Below are 14,707 nucleotides of genomic sequence, written 5' to 3'. Positions count from 1 at the left end.
CCAAATTGGGTCAACCCAAAGTGCAAAAAATGTTAAAAGAAATGTTCCTTGTTTCCATTAACAATTGAATTTGATTAAATTGCACCTAAGTTTTAACGGTAATCCAATAGGGTTGCAGTAAAAGCCCAAAGCCAAACCTCCCATACGATTTTCATCTATAATTCGTTTCAAAATTATGAGACTATTTTTGGGATTCCTATTTGTTTTGCTTGTGGCAAACTCCTGTTCTACGCTGAGCTCGGCCAATAAATCGAACAAAAATATTGCTAAAACTACCTCGGTTAAAACCAAGGCCAAGGCGTATGCCAATATTATAAATGATGATGCGGTTACCCAAAAAGGCCTTTTTACTGTTCATCAGGTGGCCGATAAATACTACTTTGACATCCACGATAGTATTTTGAATAGGGAAATCCTGGTGGTAACCCGATTTATAAAAACTCCTGCCGGTGCAGGTAATTATGGTGGTGAAGAAATCGGTGAAAAGACCATCATTTTGGAAAAGGGGCCATCGAACAATATATTTTTAAGAATAGCTACACAAGTAAGCGCCGCCAATGAGGAAGATGCCATTGCCAAAGCGGTCAATAATTCGAGCATTACACCCATATTAGAGGCATTTGATATTAAGGCAAGTAATTTGGAAACTGGGTCGCACCTTATAGACGTTACAGATTTCATCAATAGTGAGAACAATCTGTTAACTTTAAACAATGCTCAAAAAGGAGTCTATAAACTGACTTCTTTGGAAAAGGACAAATCGTACATCAAAAGGATAAAGTCGTTTCCAATGAACACTGAAATAAGGAGTGTTAAGACCTACAAAGCCAAATCTTCCCAGGGCAAGGACAAAAAAGCCTTACCAGCGGCAGTGCTATCGGGGGTGGTCACCATGGAGATCAACAATTCTTTTGTTTTACTTCCAAAAGTACCAATGAAAAAGCGTTATCACGATCCTCGTGTGGGTTACTTTGCAAGTTCTTATCTTAAGTATGGGGATGATCAGCAACAAGTTGATAATGACGTTTATATTCATCGATGGCGATTAGAACCCAGATCGGAAGATGAGGAGAAATGGAAAAATGGTGAATTGGTAACACCTTTAAAACCCATAGTATTCTATATAGACCCGGCAACACCGAAAAAATGGAGACCTTTTTTAATACAAGGTATAAACGATTGGCAAAAAGCTTTTGAAAAGGCGGGTTTTAAAAACGCTATTCGAGGAGAGGAGTGGCCAGAGAACAATACCGACATGAGCCTGGAAGACGCCAGGTTTTCCGTACTGCGCTATTTTGCCTCCCCAGCCAAAAACGCTTACGGCCCTAACATAACCGATCCTAGAAGTGGTGAAATTTTAGAAAGTCATATTGGATGGTACCATAACCTAATGAGTCTGCTCCATAATTGGTATATGATACAGGCAAGTGCGGTAGACAAAAGAGCTCAAAAAATGAAGTTCGATGATGCCCTTATGGGCGAACTTATACGCTTTGTATGCGCCCATGAAGTAGGACATACTCTGGGGCTACGCCACAATATGGGGGCCAGTTATGCTACCCCGGTAGAAAAATTACGTGACGCCGCTTGGTTAAAACAAAACGGCCATACCAGCTCTATTATGGACTATGCCCGATTTAATTATGTAGCGCAACCTGAAGATAAGGTAGCCGCAGAAGATCTTATGCCAAGAATTGGGGACTATGATGAATGGGCCATTCAATGGGGGTATTCTCACATACCCGGGAATCTAAGCCTAGAAGAGGAAAAAGAGTTCATGGATAATTGGATTGTAACTCAGGTAAAGGAAAATCCAAGATTGTGGTTTGGTGGTGAAGGTCGCAATTTTGACCCACGGTCGCAGAAAGAAGACCTTGGTGATAATGCAATGCTGGCCAGCGCCTATGGCATTATAAACTTACAGCGCATTGTTCCCCATTTAACCGAGTGGGCCAAAGAAAAAAAGAGCGATGGCTACGGTAACTTAGACCAGTTGTATAAGGATGTGGTGAAACAATACGATAATTACCTCTTTCATGTGGCAAAGAATATTGGAGGTATCTATGTAACACCTAAGACCGTAGGAGAACCTGGCGAAGTATATAGACCGGTGCCCAAACAAGTACAAAAAGATGCCCTGGTTTTTCTGGACAACCATATTTTTAATAGTCCAAAGTGGTTAATGACCAATGCCATCCTCAACAAAATTCAATCCCCGCAATCAAAAGAGGGAGTGGTCCGTACTATGGAAAGTGTGGTTATGAACCTTTTAGGTGGAAGTAGGTTAAGTAGAATGACCTTTATAGCGGAACGCTATGAAGAATCTAACCCATATGGACCCGACGAGTATTTTGATGATTTAAATGCACTGGTTTGGGGAGATCTAGGGGTCTTCTATAAAACCGACGCCTATCGTAGGAAACTACAAAAAGCATACGTTTCCAATTTAATAACCCTCTACAAACCTAGCGAGGCCAATGGCATGGTAGCCGGAATATTGGCAAAACTCTCAGAGGATTACACCTCCAATACCGATGTTAGATCCCTTGCCCTTAACGAGTTAATAGATCTACAAGGAAAAATAAGTGGCACCATTCCTGTAATAACGGATAGGCTAACCAAAGCACATTTGCAATATTTACAACGCGAAATAGCAGCGGTGATTGGAGACGTTAAAAATTTAGATAATTTTCCCGTACCCAATAATCCCGATCTTTCCATTAAAGCTGATGGAAACAAGTAAACATTTAGTTTGCTTAAAAAATATCCGTAGTACCCTTTCCTTCCCTTAACACTATGGGTTCTTCCCCGGATAGATCTACAACCGTAGACGCCATATTACCACCATATCCTCCATCGATTACCACATCTACCAGATCGTTCCATTTTTCTAAAATCAATTCAGGATCCGTAGTATACTCTAGCAGCTCATCTTCGTCCCTTATGGAAGTAGAAACAATAGGATTGCCCAACGCTTCTACAAGTGCTTTGGCAATGGCATTATCCGGTACACGGATACCAACGGTCTTTTTCTTTTTAAAATCGCGGGGAAGCCTATTGTTACCGGGAAGGATAAAAGTATAAGGACCCGGCAATGCCCGCTTTAGTATTTTAAAAGTAGTGGTATCTATTTGGCGTACATAATCGGAGAGGTTGCTTAGATCGGCACAGATAAAAGACCAATTTGCCTTTTCCAATTTTACACCTTTTATCCTTGCAATTTTCTCCAAGGCCTTGGACTTGGTAATATCACAGCCCAAACCGTATACGGTGTCCGTAGGGTATATCACCAACCCTCCTTTTCTAAGGACATCTACCACTTTCTTTATTTCTCGTGGATTGGGATTTTCTTCAAACAATTTTATTAGTACTGCCATTAATAACAAATTAAGGAATGTTCTCTTAAAATTTAAAAAAATGCGGGTCTTTCCCCTAAGTATTTAAGAAATGACCTCTAATTTGGCAAAACGTAACAACAGCTTTTTCACATTGCCACCTTCGAACTCTATTTCGGCCTTCTTATCATTTCCCACACCTTCCACCTTCAGTATTTTACCCTTTCCAAAACGCGTATGGCTTACTAAGGCCCCTGCTACCAAATTGGCATCTATTACCTTGGTGTTTCCTATGGGTTTGGCCAGTTCGGGTTTTAGTTTCCGTAACTTACGAAGTTGTCTGTCGTTAGGTTTAATGCTTGCTGGCGGTGTACCGTTAGTAGGTTTTTGCTGTCTTAGACTGCTCTTGTCCACCTCACCAAAAATATCAGTATCTATTAAAGGTTTATACTGATAATTCTTTTGCATCGGAGTAAGGTCTTCCACATATTGTTCATCTATTTCTTCCAAAAACCGGCTAGGTTCCGCATCGATCAGTTTTCCCCAGCGGTACCTGTTTTGTGTATAGGTGAGGTAGGCCTGTTTTTCTGCCCGGGTGAGGGCCACATAGAATAACCTACGCTCCTCTTCCAATTCGCTCCGTGTATTCATACTCATTGCCGATGGAAAAAGGTCTTCTTCCATACCAACTATATAAACATAAGGAAACTCTAGGCCTTTTGCCAGGTGTATGGTCATTAGGGCCACACGATCATCATCACCGGTGTCCTTGTCCAAGTCCGTTGCAAGGGCAACGTCTTCTAAAAACTCGGAGATATTCCCCGTGGCATCCGCAAGCTCTTTTTGGCCTTCCACGAAGTCTTTGATCCCGTTGAGCAACTCTTCAATATTTTCCATACGGCCAATACCTTCCGGAGTACCGTCTTTTTTAAACTCTAGTAAAATTCCGGTTTTTCGGGCTACATGCTCCGCTAAAGTAAAGGCATCGGTACCTTCGTTCATGATCTGAAAACTTTTGATCATGGTTACAAAGTCTTGTAGTTTTCTCTTTGTGCCGGCATTGATTTTTAAATCGATTTTATCCAGATTTTCCAAGACCTCAAAGATAGAGCGGCCATAATGGTTAGCCGCTACCACCATTTTATCCACCGTAGTCTGTCCTATACCCCTTGTTGGAAAATTGATGATCCGCTTTAGGGCTTCCTCATCCTTTGGGTTTACCACCAGCCTCAAATACGAAAGTACATCCTTGATTTCCTTCCGCTGGTAAAAAGAGAGTCCCCCATAAATCCGATACGCAATATCTTTCTTTCTTAATGCATCTTCTATGGCCCTTGACTGCGAATTGGTCCTGTATAGCACTGCAAACATACCATTGGGCATTTGATGCTGCATCTTGTTATCAAAGATAGAAGCGGCAACAAACCTTCCTTCCTCGGCATCGGTAATACTTCTATGTATTTTTATAGCGGCGCCCTCGTCGTTTGCGGTCCACACAACTTTTTCCAATTGGTTTTTGTTCTTGGCAATAATGGAATTGGCGGCGTTTACAATATTCTTGGTAGACCGGTAATTCTGTTCCAACCTATATACCGCCACATTGTCGTAATCTCGTTGAAAATTTAAAATGTTGCTAATATTGGCCCCTCGGAACGAATAGATACTCTGGGCATCGTCCCCAACAACACAGATATTTTGATAGCGATCGGATAGGGCTTTTACAATTAGGTATTGCGAGTGGTTGGTATCCTGATACTCATCTACCAAAATATATCGGAACCTATTCTGGTATTTCATAAGTACCTCTGGGAAACGTGTCAGTAATTCATTGGTCCTCAGCAAAAGGTCATCAAAATCCATTGCCCCGGCCTTAAAACAGCGGTCTACATAGTTTTGGTAAATCTCTCCTGTCCTTGGTCGCTTTGCCATGGCGTCCGCCTCTACCAAATCCGGGTCGTTAAAATAGGCCTTAACTGTGATCAGACTATTTTTGTAGGACGATATCCTATTTTGTATCTGTTTGTATTTATAGATATCCTTGTCTAACCCCATCTCTTTGATAATGGATGCAATTAGGCGTTGCGAATCTTGGGTATCGTAAATGGTAAAATTGCTAGGGTATCCCAATTTATCACCATCGAACCGCAATAATTTCGCAAAAACCGAATGAAAGGTACCCATCCAGAGGTTTTTGGCCTCGGAACTCCCTACAATATCCGCTATCCGTTTTTTCATTTCACGGGCGGCCTTATTGGTGAAAGTCAATGCCAGAATATTAAATGCATCCACACCCTGGTCCATTAAATAGGCAATTCTATAGGTAAGCACCCTGGTCTTTCCCGATCCGGCACCGGCAATTACCATTAAGGGTCCTTCCTTATGGAGTACAGGCGCTTTCTGGGCATCATTCAGTTCATTTAAATAGTTCTCCAAAACATACAGGGTTTACATCCGTATAAAACGGTGAATTTAGCCATAATTCATCTTATGCTAAAGGCATCAATTTAATAATTATGAACAATGCCAAGGCTAATTCTTCCGAATTTGAATATATTTAGCCGACTAAATAATTGAACATGCTTTTTTTGCGATTTCTTATTGCGCCTTTACTACTTATTTTTTCTTTCTATTTTACCTATTCCCAAACCAAAAGTGCCGGCCCTATTATTGAAGATTTCGGGAAAGTATTTGTGGTGCCGCAACCCGATTTTCCTGTGGACGCTTCTTTGACGTACAAAGTAGTTTTTGATGTGACCAATACCCCGGATGAGAAAGACAAGTTAAACCCATATTTGGAAACGGCTGCCCGTTTTTTAAATATGCATGCACAAAACGGAATTCCTGCAGATCAGTTAGAAGTGGCTGTGGTGGTGCATAGTGCAGCTTCTAAAGATATAATTTCCAACAGCGCCTATCAGCAGCGATATGGTGTGGGGAATCCTAATGAAAAATTGATAGAAGCCCTCTTAAAGGCAAATACCCAAATTATTTTTTGTGGGCAATCGGCCCAAGCCCGCGGGTTTCCAAAGGAAGAGCTCATTCCTGGGGTACAACTTGCTTTATCGGCCATGACCGCTTTAATTCAATTGCAAGGACAAGATTATAAACTTATTAAATTCTAATTCATTTCATACTATGAAAAACTATGTACTACTCGGAATACTATTTCTAGGACATCTGGCAGTGGCCCAGGGCCCAAATTTAGAGGAACATTACAATGCCGTGGAGGCCAAAGTAATCGAATGGCGACGCGATATCCATCAAAATCCGGAACTGTCCAATAGAGAGTTTAAAACAGCAGAAAAGATAGCCGCTCATTTAAAATCTTTGGGCATTGAAATACAGACCGGGGTGGCCAAAACAGGTGTGGTAGGCATCTTAAAAGGAAATTCCCCGGGTAAGGTTGTGGCCTTAAGGGCCGATATAGATGCCCTACCCGTAACAGAGCGTAATGATCTGGATTATAAATCCAATGTTACCTCTCAATTTCTTGGAGAGGAAGTGGGCGTTATGCACGCTTGCGGGCACGATACGCACACAGCTATCCTTATGGGGGCTGCCGAAGTACTTTCCAAGAACAAGGATAAGATTAAAGGCACGGTAAAGTTTATTTTTCAACCTGCTGAAGAAGGCCCACCACCCGGAGAAGAAGGTGGTGCGCTACTAATGGTAAAGGAAGGGGTATTGGAAAACCCTAAGGTAGATGCCATTTTTGGACTTCATATCAACTCGGCAACGCCCATTGGCACCATTAAATACAAATCTGGTGGTAGTATGGCCGCGGCGCAACGCTTTGTCATCAAAGTAGTTGGAAAGCAGACCCATGGGTCCCAGCCTTGGACGGGCGTAGACCCAATCCTGATCAGCGCCAAAATTATTGATGGTATACAAACTATTATTAGTAGAGAATCTGAACTTACCAATGAAGCTGCGGTAATTTCCGTTGGAAAGATAACCAGTGGGGTGCGGTTCAACATTATTCCCGAAAGTGCCGAAATGATAGGAACCATACGTACCTTGGATTATGATATGCAGGCCCTGATCAGTAAGCGGATGAAAGAAATGGTTCCTGCCATTGCCAAAGCCTATGGAGGGGATGCCACGGTAGAAATCAAAAGCAGTACGGAAATCACCTATAACGATCCTGCACTTACCGCACAAATGGTACCCACTCTTGAGCGCGTTGCCGGAAGCGAGAATGTGGTAATACATAAAGCGATTACAGGAGCGGAGGATTTCTCCTATTTTCAGGAGAAAGTGCCAGGATTCTATTTCTTTTTAGGTGGAATGACCCCTGGGAACACTGAAGCTTTCCCTCACCATACACCCGATTTTAAAATTGACGACAGTGGTCTTTTGCTAGGTGTTAAGGCAATGACGGAAGTTAGTTTGGATTATTTAAACCAATAGGTAATCTATGGACGCATTGCTGAATATAATTTCCAATATCCCATGGTGGGCATGGATATTGCTGGTTCTAGGCCTGGTTTTCCTTAGGGATGTTTTTTTCCAAAGGTCGCATACCATAAGCCATAACTTTCCGGTGGTAGGCCATCTGCGTTATTGGCTAGAAAGTATAGGTCCGGAAATGCGCCAATATTTTGTGGCCAATAACCGAGAAGAACTTCCTTTTAACCGCATAGAACGAGGATGGATCTATGCCTCTGCAAAAAAGGAAAACAACTATGAAGGTTTTGGTACCGATAGGGACATCTATGCTCACCAGCATATTTTTGTAAAGAACCAAATGATGGGTTACCCCTTAAAAGCCGGTCATCCAAATACAGAGGACAAATCTTTTTTACCATGTGCCAAAGTATTTGGAGAATATAACAAACGACGCAAGCCTTACAGACCCGCCTCCATAATAAACGTATCGGCCATGAGTTTTGGGTCGCTTTCCGCTGCTGCGGTAGAAGCCCTTAACATAGGGGTCTCCAAATGTGGCGCCTACCACAATACGGGGGAAGGTGGTCTTTCTCCTTATCATAAGCAAGGGGGCGATGTAATTTTTCATTTTGGCACCGGCTACTTTGGTGTCCGTTCAAAGGACGGCGGATTTTCCATGGAAAAGTTGAAAATTTTGGTCGATGAAAATCCGTGTATAAAAGCGGTGGAAATTAAACTTTCGCAAGGGGCCAAGCCCGGTAAGGGCGGTGTTTTGCCGGGAGCAAAAATTTCACCCCAAATTGCGGAAATCAGAGGAGTTGAAGTAGGGAAAGACGTACTATCTCCTGCAACCCACAAAGCATTTTCCAATACGGAAGAATTGTTAGAGCTTATTGAAAAAATTGCTGAAGAGACGGGGCTACCCGTGGGCATCAAAGGGGCAATTGGTAAGCTCGATCAATGGGAAACATTAGCGGAAACTATGGTAAAGACGGGAAAAGGCCCAGATTTTATTACCGTTGACGGTGGTGAAGGCGGAACGGGTGCAGCACCGCCCAGTTTTGCAGACCATGTTTCCCTACCATGGGTCTATGGGTTTTCTAGCCTATATAAAGTCTTTGAAAAAAAGAATTTAACAGATCGAATTGTTTTTATTGGTAGTGGAAAATTGGGATTCCCGGCTAAAGCGGCCATGGCTTTTGCCATGGGGGCAGATTGTATTAACGTTGCCCGGGAGGCTATGATGAGCATCGGCTGCATACAGGCACAAATTTGCCATACCAATCGTTGTCCGTCCGGTATCGCAACCCAGAGCAAATGGCTGCAAAGCGGTATAGACATTCCATTAAAGTCGGAACGGCTTGCACAATATTTTAAGACTTTTAGAAAAGAATTCGTGGAAATAACACATGCCGCAGGTTACGAGCATCCCTGTCAGTTTACGATGAGCGATATACAGGTAAATGTAGATGACGATGCTTTTAGTAGAGATTTGGAATCGTGCTACGGATACAAAAAAACAAAAGTCCCTTTCACCAATATGGAAGATTTGCACAATTGTGAGTATCTTGGCGGCAAAGATCATAATTAGGAAAAGAAATACTTTTTAGAAATGAAAAAGACTTTAATGTGCTTGGCCCTTATGGTGCTAAGCTGTTCTACCGTGCTAGCCCAGAAAAAGAAAGACCTGTTATTGGAAATAGAGGATCTAAAATCCGAACTTAGGGACACCCAAGCCAATCTATCGGCCTCACAACAAAGCGAAAAAGCCAGTTTGGCCGGTGCAGAAGCCGCAAATAAACAAGTAAATGAACTTAGGGATGCCAACGCGGCCCTGTTAAAAAACCTGAACAGTTTTGCCGAAGTCTCCAGTAAAAATTCCGAGACCGTGGCCAAAGCACTTAAAAGTTTGGAACAAAAAGAAAACCAATTGAAGGTTGTTACCGATGCACTTAGCAGAAACGACTCCATAGTTTTGGTAACACTGGCGACGTTTAAAAATGCACTGGGTGGCAATGCAAAGACTTCGGTAAAAAGTGGTACGGTAATCATCACCCTACCAAACGATTATCTGTTTGGCGATAATGATAAGAACTATGCCGTTAAAGACGAAGCTACCAGTGTACTATCGGCCGTGGCAAAAACACTAAATGCCAACCCAGAATTAAACATTATCATTGAAGGCAATAGTAATGCGCTAGAATTTAAAAATGGAAAGATTCTAGACAATTGGGACCTTAGCTCGCTACAAGCGGCCGCCGTGGCTAGAGTTTTGCAGGCAAACAGTTTGGATCCCAAGCGAATGAAGGTTTTGGGACGCAGTGAATATGCCTCTCAAAGCGTTGTGGAAACCAGCACGTTTATTATCATTGACCCCAAATATGATGCTTTCTACACTTTGGTAAAGGATAGTATGAAGCAGAACGGTAAAAACTAAGGAGATAGAAGAATCTATTAACCCTTAATAATTTTTTAAAAATAAAAGCGTTCTACGGTCGTACACCAAACTAAAACCAAAAACATGACTGGAGATCAAATCTTTCAATTATTCGCATATTTATTGCCCGCAGTTGTTACGGGCGCCGTAGCTTTTTACTTTTTTAGAATGCATACCAATAACGAGGAAGGGCGTAGGCGTTTTTTACTGCACAAGGACTCTCAAAAAAATGCGATGCCTATTCGATTACAGGCCTACGAAAGAATGGCACTTTTTTTAGAACGAATTTCCATTTCCAGCCTAGTAGTTCGTGTAGCGCCAAAATCACCAGATAAAGGTGACTATGAAAATCTTTTGATCCGAAATATTGAAAATGAATTCGACCATAACCTTTCTCAGCAAATTTATATGACCGATGAGTGTTGGAACATTATAAAAGCTGCTAAAAATGCTACAATACAGGTCATTAGAAAAGCAGCGGTGAGCGATACCGATTCTGCCGATAAGTTGCGAGAGCATATTTTAAATACTACCATGGACATGCAATCCCCGTCGGCAACCGCCCTATCTTTTGTGAAGAAGGAGATCGGGGAACTTTGGTAGTCAGTCGTTAATGCTGTCGGCTTTCGCTTCGGCATAGTCGAACCCCTGTAACCACCATTGCGCCATTAACTTTTTATTGAATACCAAAGAATTTTCCGTTAAGCGCGTAGGGGTATAATAAAGATTTAGCTTTACCCCATTATGTTTGGCGGCCAGTTTTCCTTCAGAAATATCATGGTGCTCAATTTGATCTAGCACAAACCCATAGATACTTAGCATTAAGGAAAATGGATTTTTACCCAACACCTTATTGTGTTCCATATTTTCGGATTCCAAAATTATGGCATCTATTTCTGTAGCACCTCTTCTTATGGCCTCCCTAATGGGCAAAACACAACCCAATCCGCCATCACCATATTCAAAACCATCCTTTTTTACCAAGGACATAAAAGGAATATAGTTACAGGATATCCATATCCAGTCGCAAAATTCATCATAGGAGTAATCCTTTATGGACTTGTACTCTACCCTATTTTTGGAAAGGTTGGAAACAGTTACCACTACATCTTTTCCCGACGCCAAAATTTGTTGGTATTCTTGGAGTGTCAGGTTTTTTTTAATGGTTCGGCGCAAGGCCCTGCTTTCGCCAAAAGTACGTTTGCGCTTTAAAAATTGAAGCAAAGTGGTAAGGTAATTAATGGTGACGAATTCCCTGTTTTCTTTCTTACGCACTACAAAGGGATTTAAACTAAAAATGGAACGCTGATTAACGCTGGTATAGATATCGTAAAGTTTTCCTACGTTATTTAGGGCCAAATGGGGAATTAGCAGCCCTCCGGTAGAGGTGCCAACCAATATATCGTAGTCTCTGTTATCAACATCCATTAGGTACTGGGCCACGCCTCCTGCAAAGGCACCTTTGCTGCCTCCGCCGCTAATAACTAATGCCTTCATTCTGCTCTGGTTCTATTTGGCTGGTTTCCATGTTTTTGTGTTTGGCGAAGTTGTACCCACTGTCCCACCATTTGGTCATTTTCTTTTTGTTAAAAATAAGCGAATTGGTGGTCAGTACGGTGGGGGTATAGTAAAAATTAATAATGGCATCGTTGTTATTGGCTACAAATTTCCCTATTCTAATGTTTTGGAATTCTATTCTGTCTAGCATAAAATTAAACATATTGGTCAGTAGGGAAAAAGCATTTTTTGAAGGCATTCTATTCAGGTGGGTCACTTCAGTCTGCAGTACTATGGCATCTATGGTTGTGGCTCCGCGTTTTACGGCCTCTTCAATGGGGACCATATTGCCAAGCCCCCCATCGGCATATTCGCAGCCGTTCTTTTTCACTAAACTCATAAAAGGGGTATAGTTGCAGGAAATCCATACCCACTCGCAAAACTCATCGTAACTACAATCGTTTATAGATTTGTATTCCACATGGTTTAGTGATAGGTTGGATACCGTAACAACAATGTCCTTAGGACCATTTTTCAGTATCTCAAATTCTTCAGGGGTGATCGTATTTCTGATCAATTCCAAGAGGTTATAACTCTCGCCAAAAGTTTTTCTGCCCTTGTAAAAATTCTTCAATACGTTAAAGTGGTTGATTCCTATATTATCTACCCCATGTTTTTCTTGAACCGTGAAGGGGCAGTTGCTAAAAATACTATCCTGGTTTACAGAGGTATATACTTCCTTGATCTTTTGAATTTTTTGTAGTGCCAAATGAAAAATCAAGAGACTTCCTGTGGAGGTTCCTAAAAAAAGATCGTAATTATGCCCTTGTTCTTGCATAAGATATTGGGCTACGCCACCCGCAAACGCACCCTTACTGCCTCCCCCAGAAATTACCATCGCTCTCATTTCGCCTTTAGTTTAGATGTTATATAGCCCTGTTCCTTTTCGCTCAATTCACCAATCAGTCCTTCTATTTTTTGTCTGTACTTAGTATCTTCCATGAGTTTATCCAATAAATTTCGGGCATACTTTTTAAACTGCCAAGTGTGGTGCACCGATGCATTGATAAGGTCCTTTATATTCTGATCATTGAACTTAAAAACCTCATTGATCCATTGAAAAGCGCCCTGTCTAATCTCAAAACCGTACTCTTGCCCCGTATATCCCCTGAGTTCTTCATAATATCTCTCTTTCTCGGCCATATCATAATCTTTGGTGAGCAGTGCCAATGTAAGCCATAGTAGTCTTACATTTTTATTTCGAAACCCAATAACTCCTTTGGTAGCATCGAGGTATTGTGTTCTATCATCCGGAAAGTACACCCAAAGCCGGTACAATGCATTTTCTATGGTAACATAGCTCTTATCATTAAGAAGGGTCCGAAACTTGGCTTTTAGATCTAACGGCACCCTTTCCGTGCTTATGGCTATGGCTTGCCTGAGTTCTGTAGTATTGCTACTAAAAATATCGAGTAAAAAAGGGTTAGAGAACGACTTATAATAATCCAATATAAGTTGTTTTTTAAAGTAAACCGAGACATCCCTGTCCCAATACTTTTTTATTATGGTTTCATTGTCCGTGGCTGTAGTGGTCAATTCTCGCTGCACGTCAAAAAATTGGGCCAAATCATGGGAGGTTGCGCTCAGAAGTTGCTTTGCCCTCTCCAGGGAGAAGTCTTTTTCTTTGATCCAAAACGATTCAAAATCCGTAAGATCCTCTCCGCTTGCCTGCTCCATGGCCTCCAAGAAATGGTCTATCCTAACATTACCAAACCGGTGTTCTTTTAAATAGGCCTGTATTCCTGTCTTAAAGGCACTACTACCAATGCGTTGTTGAAGTGCAAATAAAGCCCAAGCGCCTTTTTCATAAAAGGTAAGACTACTGGCCTTAGGATTGTTCAATGCTTCTCCTCCCCCCTTTTCTGTTAAGGCCGCCAACTGTTTTGCGGTACCGTAAAGTTTCCAATAAAAATAATCTTCCCCAAATACCTCCTTTTCCGCCAAAAGCGCATAGTACGTGGCAAACCCTTCGTGCAACCAATGATGGTTTCCATCAACCTCCGTCACAAGATTACCAAACCATTGGTGGGCAAGCTCGTGGGCGTTAATATTGACGTAGTTCTTATCTAAAAAACCAATGGAATCCACAACATATGCATCGGAAAAAATGGTGGTGCCCGTGTTTTCCATACCGGCATACAGAAAATCGCGTACCGGTATCTGTTTGTAGTTTTGCCATGGGTAGGGAACCCCAATTTCAGTTTCGAGAAAATCGAATATGAATTTTGTATGTCTATAGGTAGGTTCTACATGCAGGCTATCGGGGATTTCGTAGTACATTTCCAAGGGTACACCGGTCTTGGAAACCTGCTCCTTTTTATTGAAGTTTCCTACAGCAAATGCCAACAAGTAGCTGCTCATAGGACTTTTCATATCAAAAGACCATTTTTTTAACCCTTCTTTTTCCTCTGTAGCGATTAGTTTGCCGTTGGCTATAACGGTATATTTTTTGTCTACCGTAATACTCACATCAAACTCAATTTTCTCGTTCATATCATCAAAACTAGGTAACCAATGACTGGTATATTTACCCTGCCCTTGTGTCCATATCTGATTATTATTGGGGTCGCTATCCTCCCAACCAATGAAATAAACTGTTTGTTTGGGCTTGCTACTATAGTCCAAGGTTAATGTATAGGACCGATCTGCTTTAAACTTCTTTCTAATAATTATATGTCTTCCATCGTTAGTAAACGAAGCTTTTCTACCGTTAAGACCTACTTTATGGAATTCCATGTTATGCGCATCCAGAAATACCGAATCTACACGTGCCACGGCATTAAAAGTATAGGTTACTTTTCCGGTTATCGTCTTGGTATAGGGATCAATGGACAGTGCTACCCCTGCCCTTTCAAAATTCACCATAGGTTGGTGCTGCGCAAGAACGAACGCCCCGGTAAGTAATAAAATTGTAAGCAAGGAATACTTCATTTAAATCATTTATATGCTTTAACGAATATATTAAAAAGGTATCGCTTTAGCGCTGGTT

At 41.6% G+C, this 14,707-nt stretch carries 11 protein-coding genes; 6 read left to right on the top strand and 5 right to left on the bottom strand.

All coding sequences use genetic code 11. From position 1 onward, the window contains the following. The first annotated feature begins 175 nt into the window (after positions 1 to 175). Positions 176 to 2,743, top strand: a complete 2,568-nt coding sequence (locus ACEQ81_RS09280; RefSeq protein WP_411030603.1) for a zinc-dependent metalloprotease — start codon at positions 176 to 178, stop codon at positions 2,741 to 2,743. Between the two features lie 13 nt (positions 2,744 to 2,756). Here the strand turns inward: ACEQ81_RS09280 and ACEQ81_RS09275 are convergent, their stop codons facing one another. After that, a complete protein-coding gene (locus tag ACEQ81_RS09275; protein WP_411030602.1) occupies positions 2,757 to 3,377 on the bottom strand; it encodes an L-threonylcarbamoyladenylate synthase in 621 nt (206 codons plus the stop codon). A gap of 63 nt (positions 3,378 to 3,440) precedes the next feature. Continuing rightward, positions 3,441 to 5,768: an ATP-dependent helicase gene (locus ACEQ81_RS09270; protein ID WP_411030601.1), complete on the bottom strand. Its 2,328-nt coding sequence runs from the start codon at positions 5,766 to 5,768 to the stop codon at positions 3,441 to 3,443. A gap of 143 nt (positions 5,769 to 5,911) precedes the next feature. Between ACEQ81_RS09270 and ACEQ81_RS09265 the strand changes: the two genes are divergently transcribed. The 5 genes from ACEQ81_RS09265 (at position 5,912) to ACEQ81_RS09245 (ending at position 10,764) form a co-directional block, all read left to right on the top strand. Further along, entirely contained in the window at positions 5,912 to 6,457 is a 546-nt protein-coding gene (locus tag ACEQ81_RS09265; RefSeq protein ID WP_411030600.1) for a DsrE family protein, read from the top strand. A 13-nt stretch (positions 6,458 to 6,470) separates the two neighbouring features. After that, positions 6,471 to 7,745, top strand: a complete 1,275-nt coding sequence (locus ACEQ81_RS09260) for an amidohydrolase (protein WP_411030599.1) — start codon at positions 6,471 to 6,473, stop codon at positions 7,743 to 7,745. A 7-nt stretch (positions 7,746 to 7,752) separates the two neighbouring features. After that, on the top strand, positions 7,753 to 9,315 hold the full coding sequence (locus ACEQ81_RS09255; RefSeq protein WP_411030598.1) for an FMN-binding glutamate synthase family protein: 1,563 nt from the start codon (positions 7,753 to 7,755) through the stop codon (positions 9,313 to 9,315). A gap of 21 nt (positions 9,316 to 9,336) precedes the next feature. Beyond that, positions 9,337 to 10,161 carry an OmpA family protein gene (locus tag ACEQ81_RS09250; RefSeq protein ID WP_411030597.1) on the top strand — a complete coding sequence of 275 codons (825 nt, stop codon included), beginning with the start codon at positions 9,337 to 9,339 and terminating at the stop codon, positions 10,159 to 10,161. Positions 10,162 to 10,245: 84 nt separating this feature from the next. Then, positions 10,246 to 10,764 carry a hypothetical protein gene (locus ACEQ81_RS09245; RefSeq protein ID WP_411030596.1) on the top strand — a complete coding sequence of 173 codons (519 nt, stop codon included), beginning with the start codon at positions 10,246 to 10,248 and terminating at the stop codon, positions 10,762 to 10,764. Here ACEQ81_RS09245 and ACEQ81_RS09240 read toward each other — a convergent pair whose 3' ends face one another. Genes ACEQ81_RS09240 through ACEQ81_RS09230 form a run of 3 tightly spaced genes read right to left on the bottom strand, consistent with a single transcriptional unit; the run spans position 10,765 to position 14,649 of the window. Continuing rightward, entirely contained in the window at positions 10,765 to 11,658 is an 894-nt protein-coding gene (locus tag ACEQ81_RS09240; RefSeq protein ID WP_411030595.1) for a patatin family protein, read from the bottom strand. Then, complete coding sequence (locus ACEQ81_RS09235) at positions 11,639 to 12,565, bottom strand: patatin family protein (RefSeq protein WP_411030594.1); 927 nt, start codon at positions 12,563 to 12,565, stop codon at positions 11,639 to 11,641. Before ACEQ81_RS09235 ends, ACEQ81_RS09240 begins: the two co-directional genes overlap by 20 nt. Next, entirely contained in the window at positions 12,562 to 14,649 is a 2,088-nt protein-coding gene (locus tag ACEQ81_RS09230; RefSeq protein WP_411030593.1) for a M1 family metallopeptidase, read from the bottom strand. The genes ACEQ81_RS09235 and ACEQ81_RS09230 overlap by 4 nt, the downstream gene beginning before the upstream one ends. Positions 14,650 to 14,707 lie beyond the last annotated feature (58 nt).

The sequence above is a fragment of the Spongiimicrobium sp. 3-5 genome (genome assembly GCF_046557915.1).
In the GTDB taxonomy this organism is placed as follows: domain Bacteria; phylum Bacteroidota; class Bacteroidia; order Flavobacteriales; family Flavobacteriaceae; genus JBHEBG01.
The sequence above is the reverse complement of the archived record's forward strand: the minus strand, read 5'-3'. Positions and strand labels throughout refer to the sequence as shown.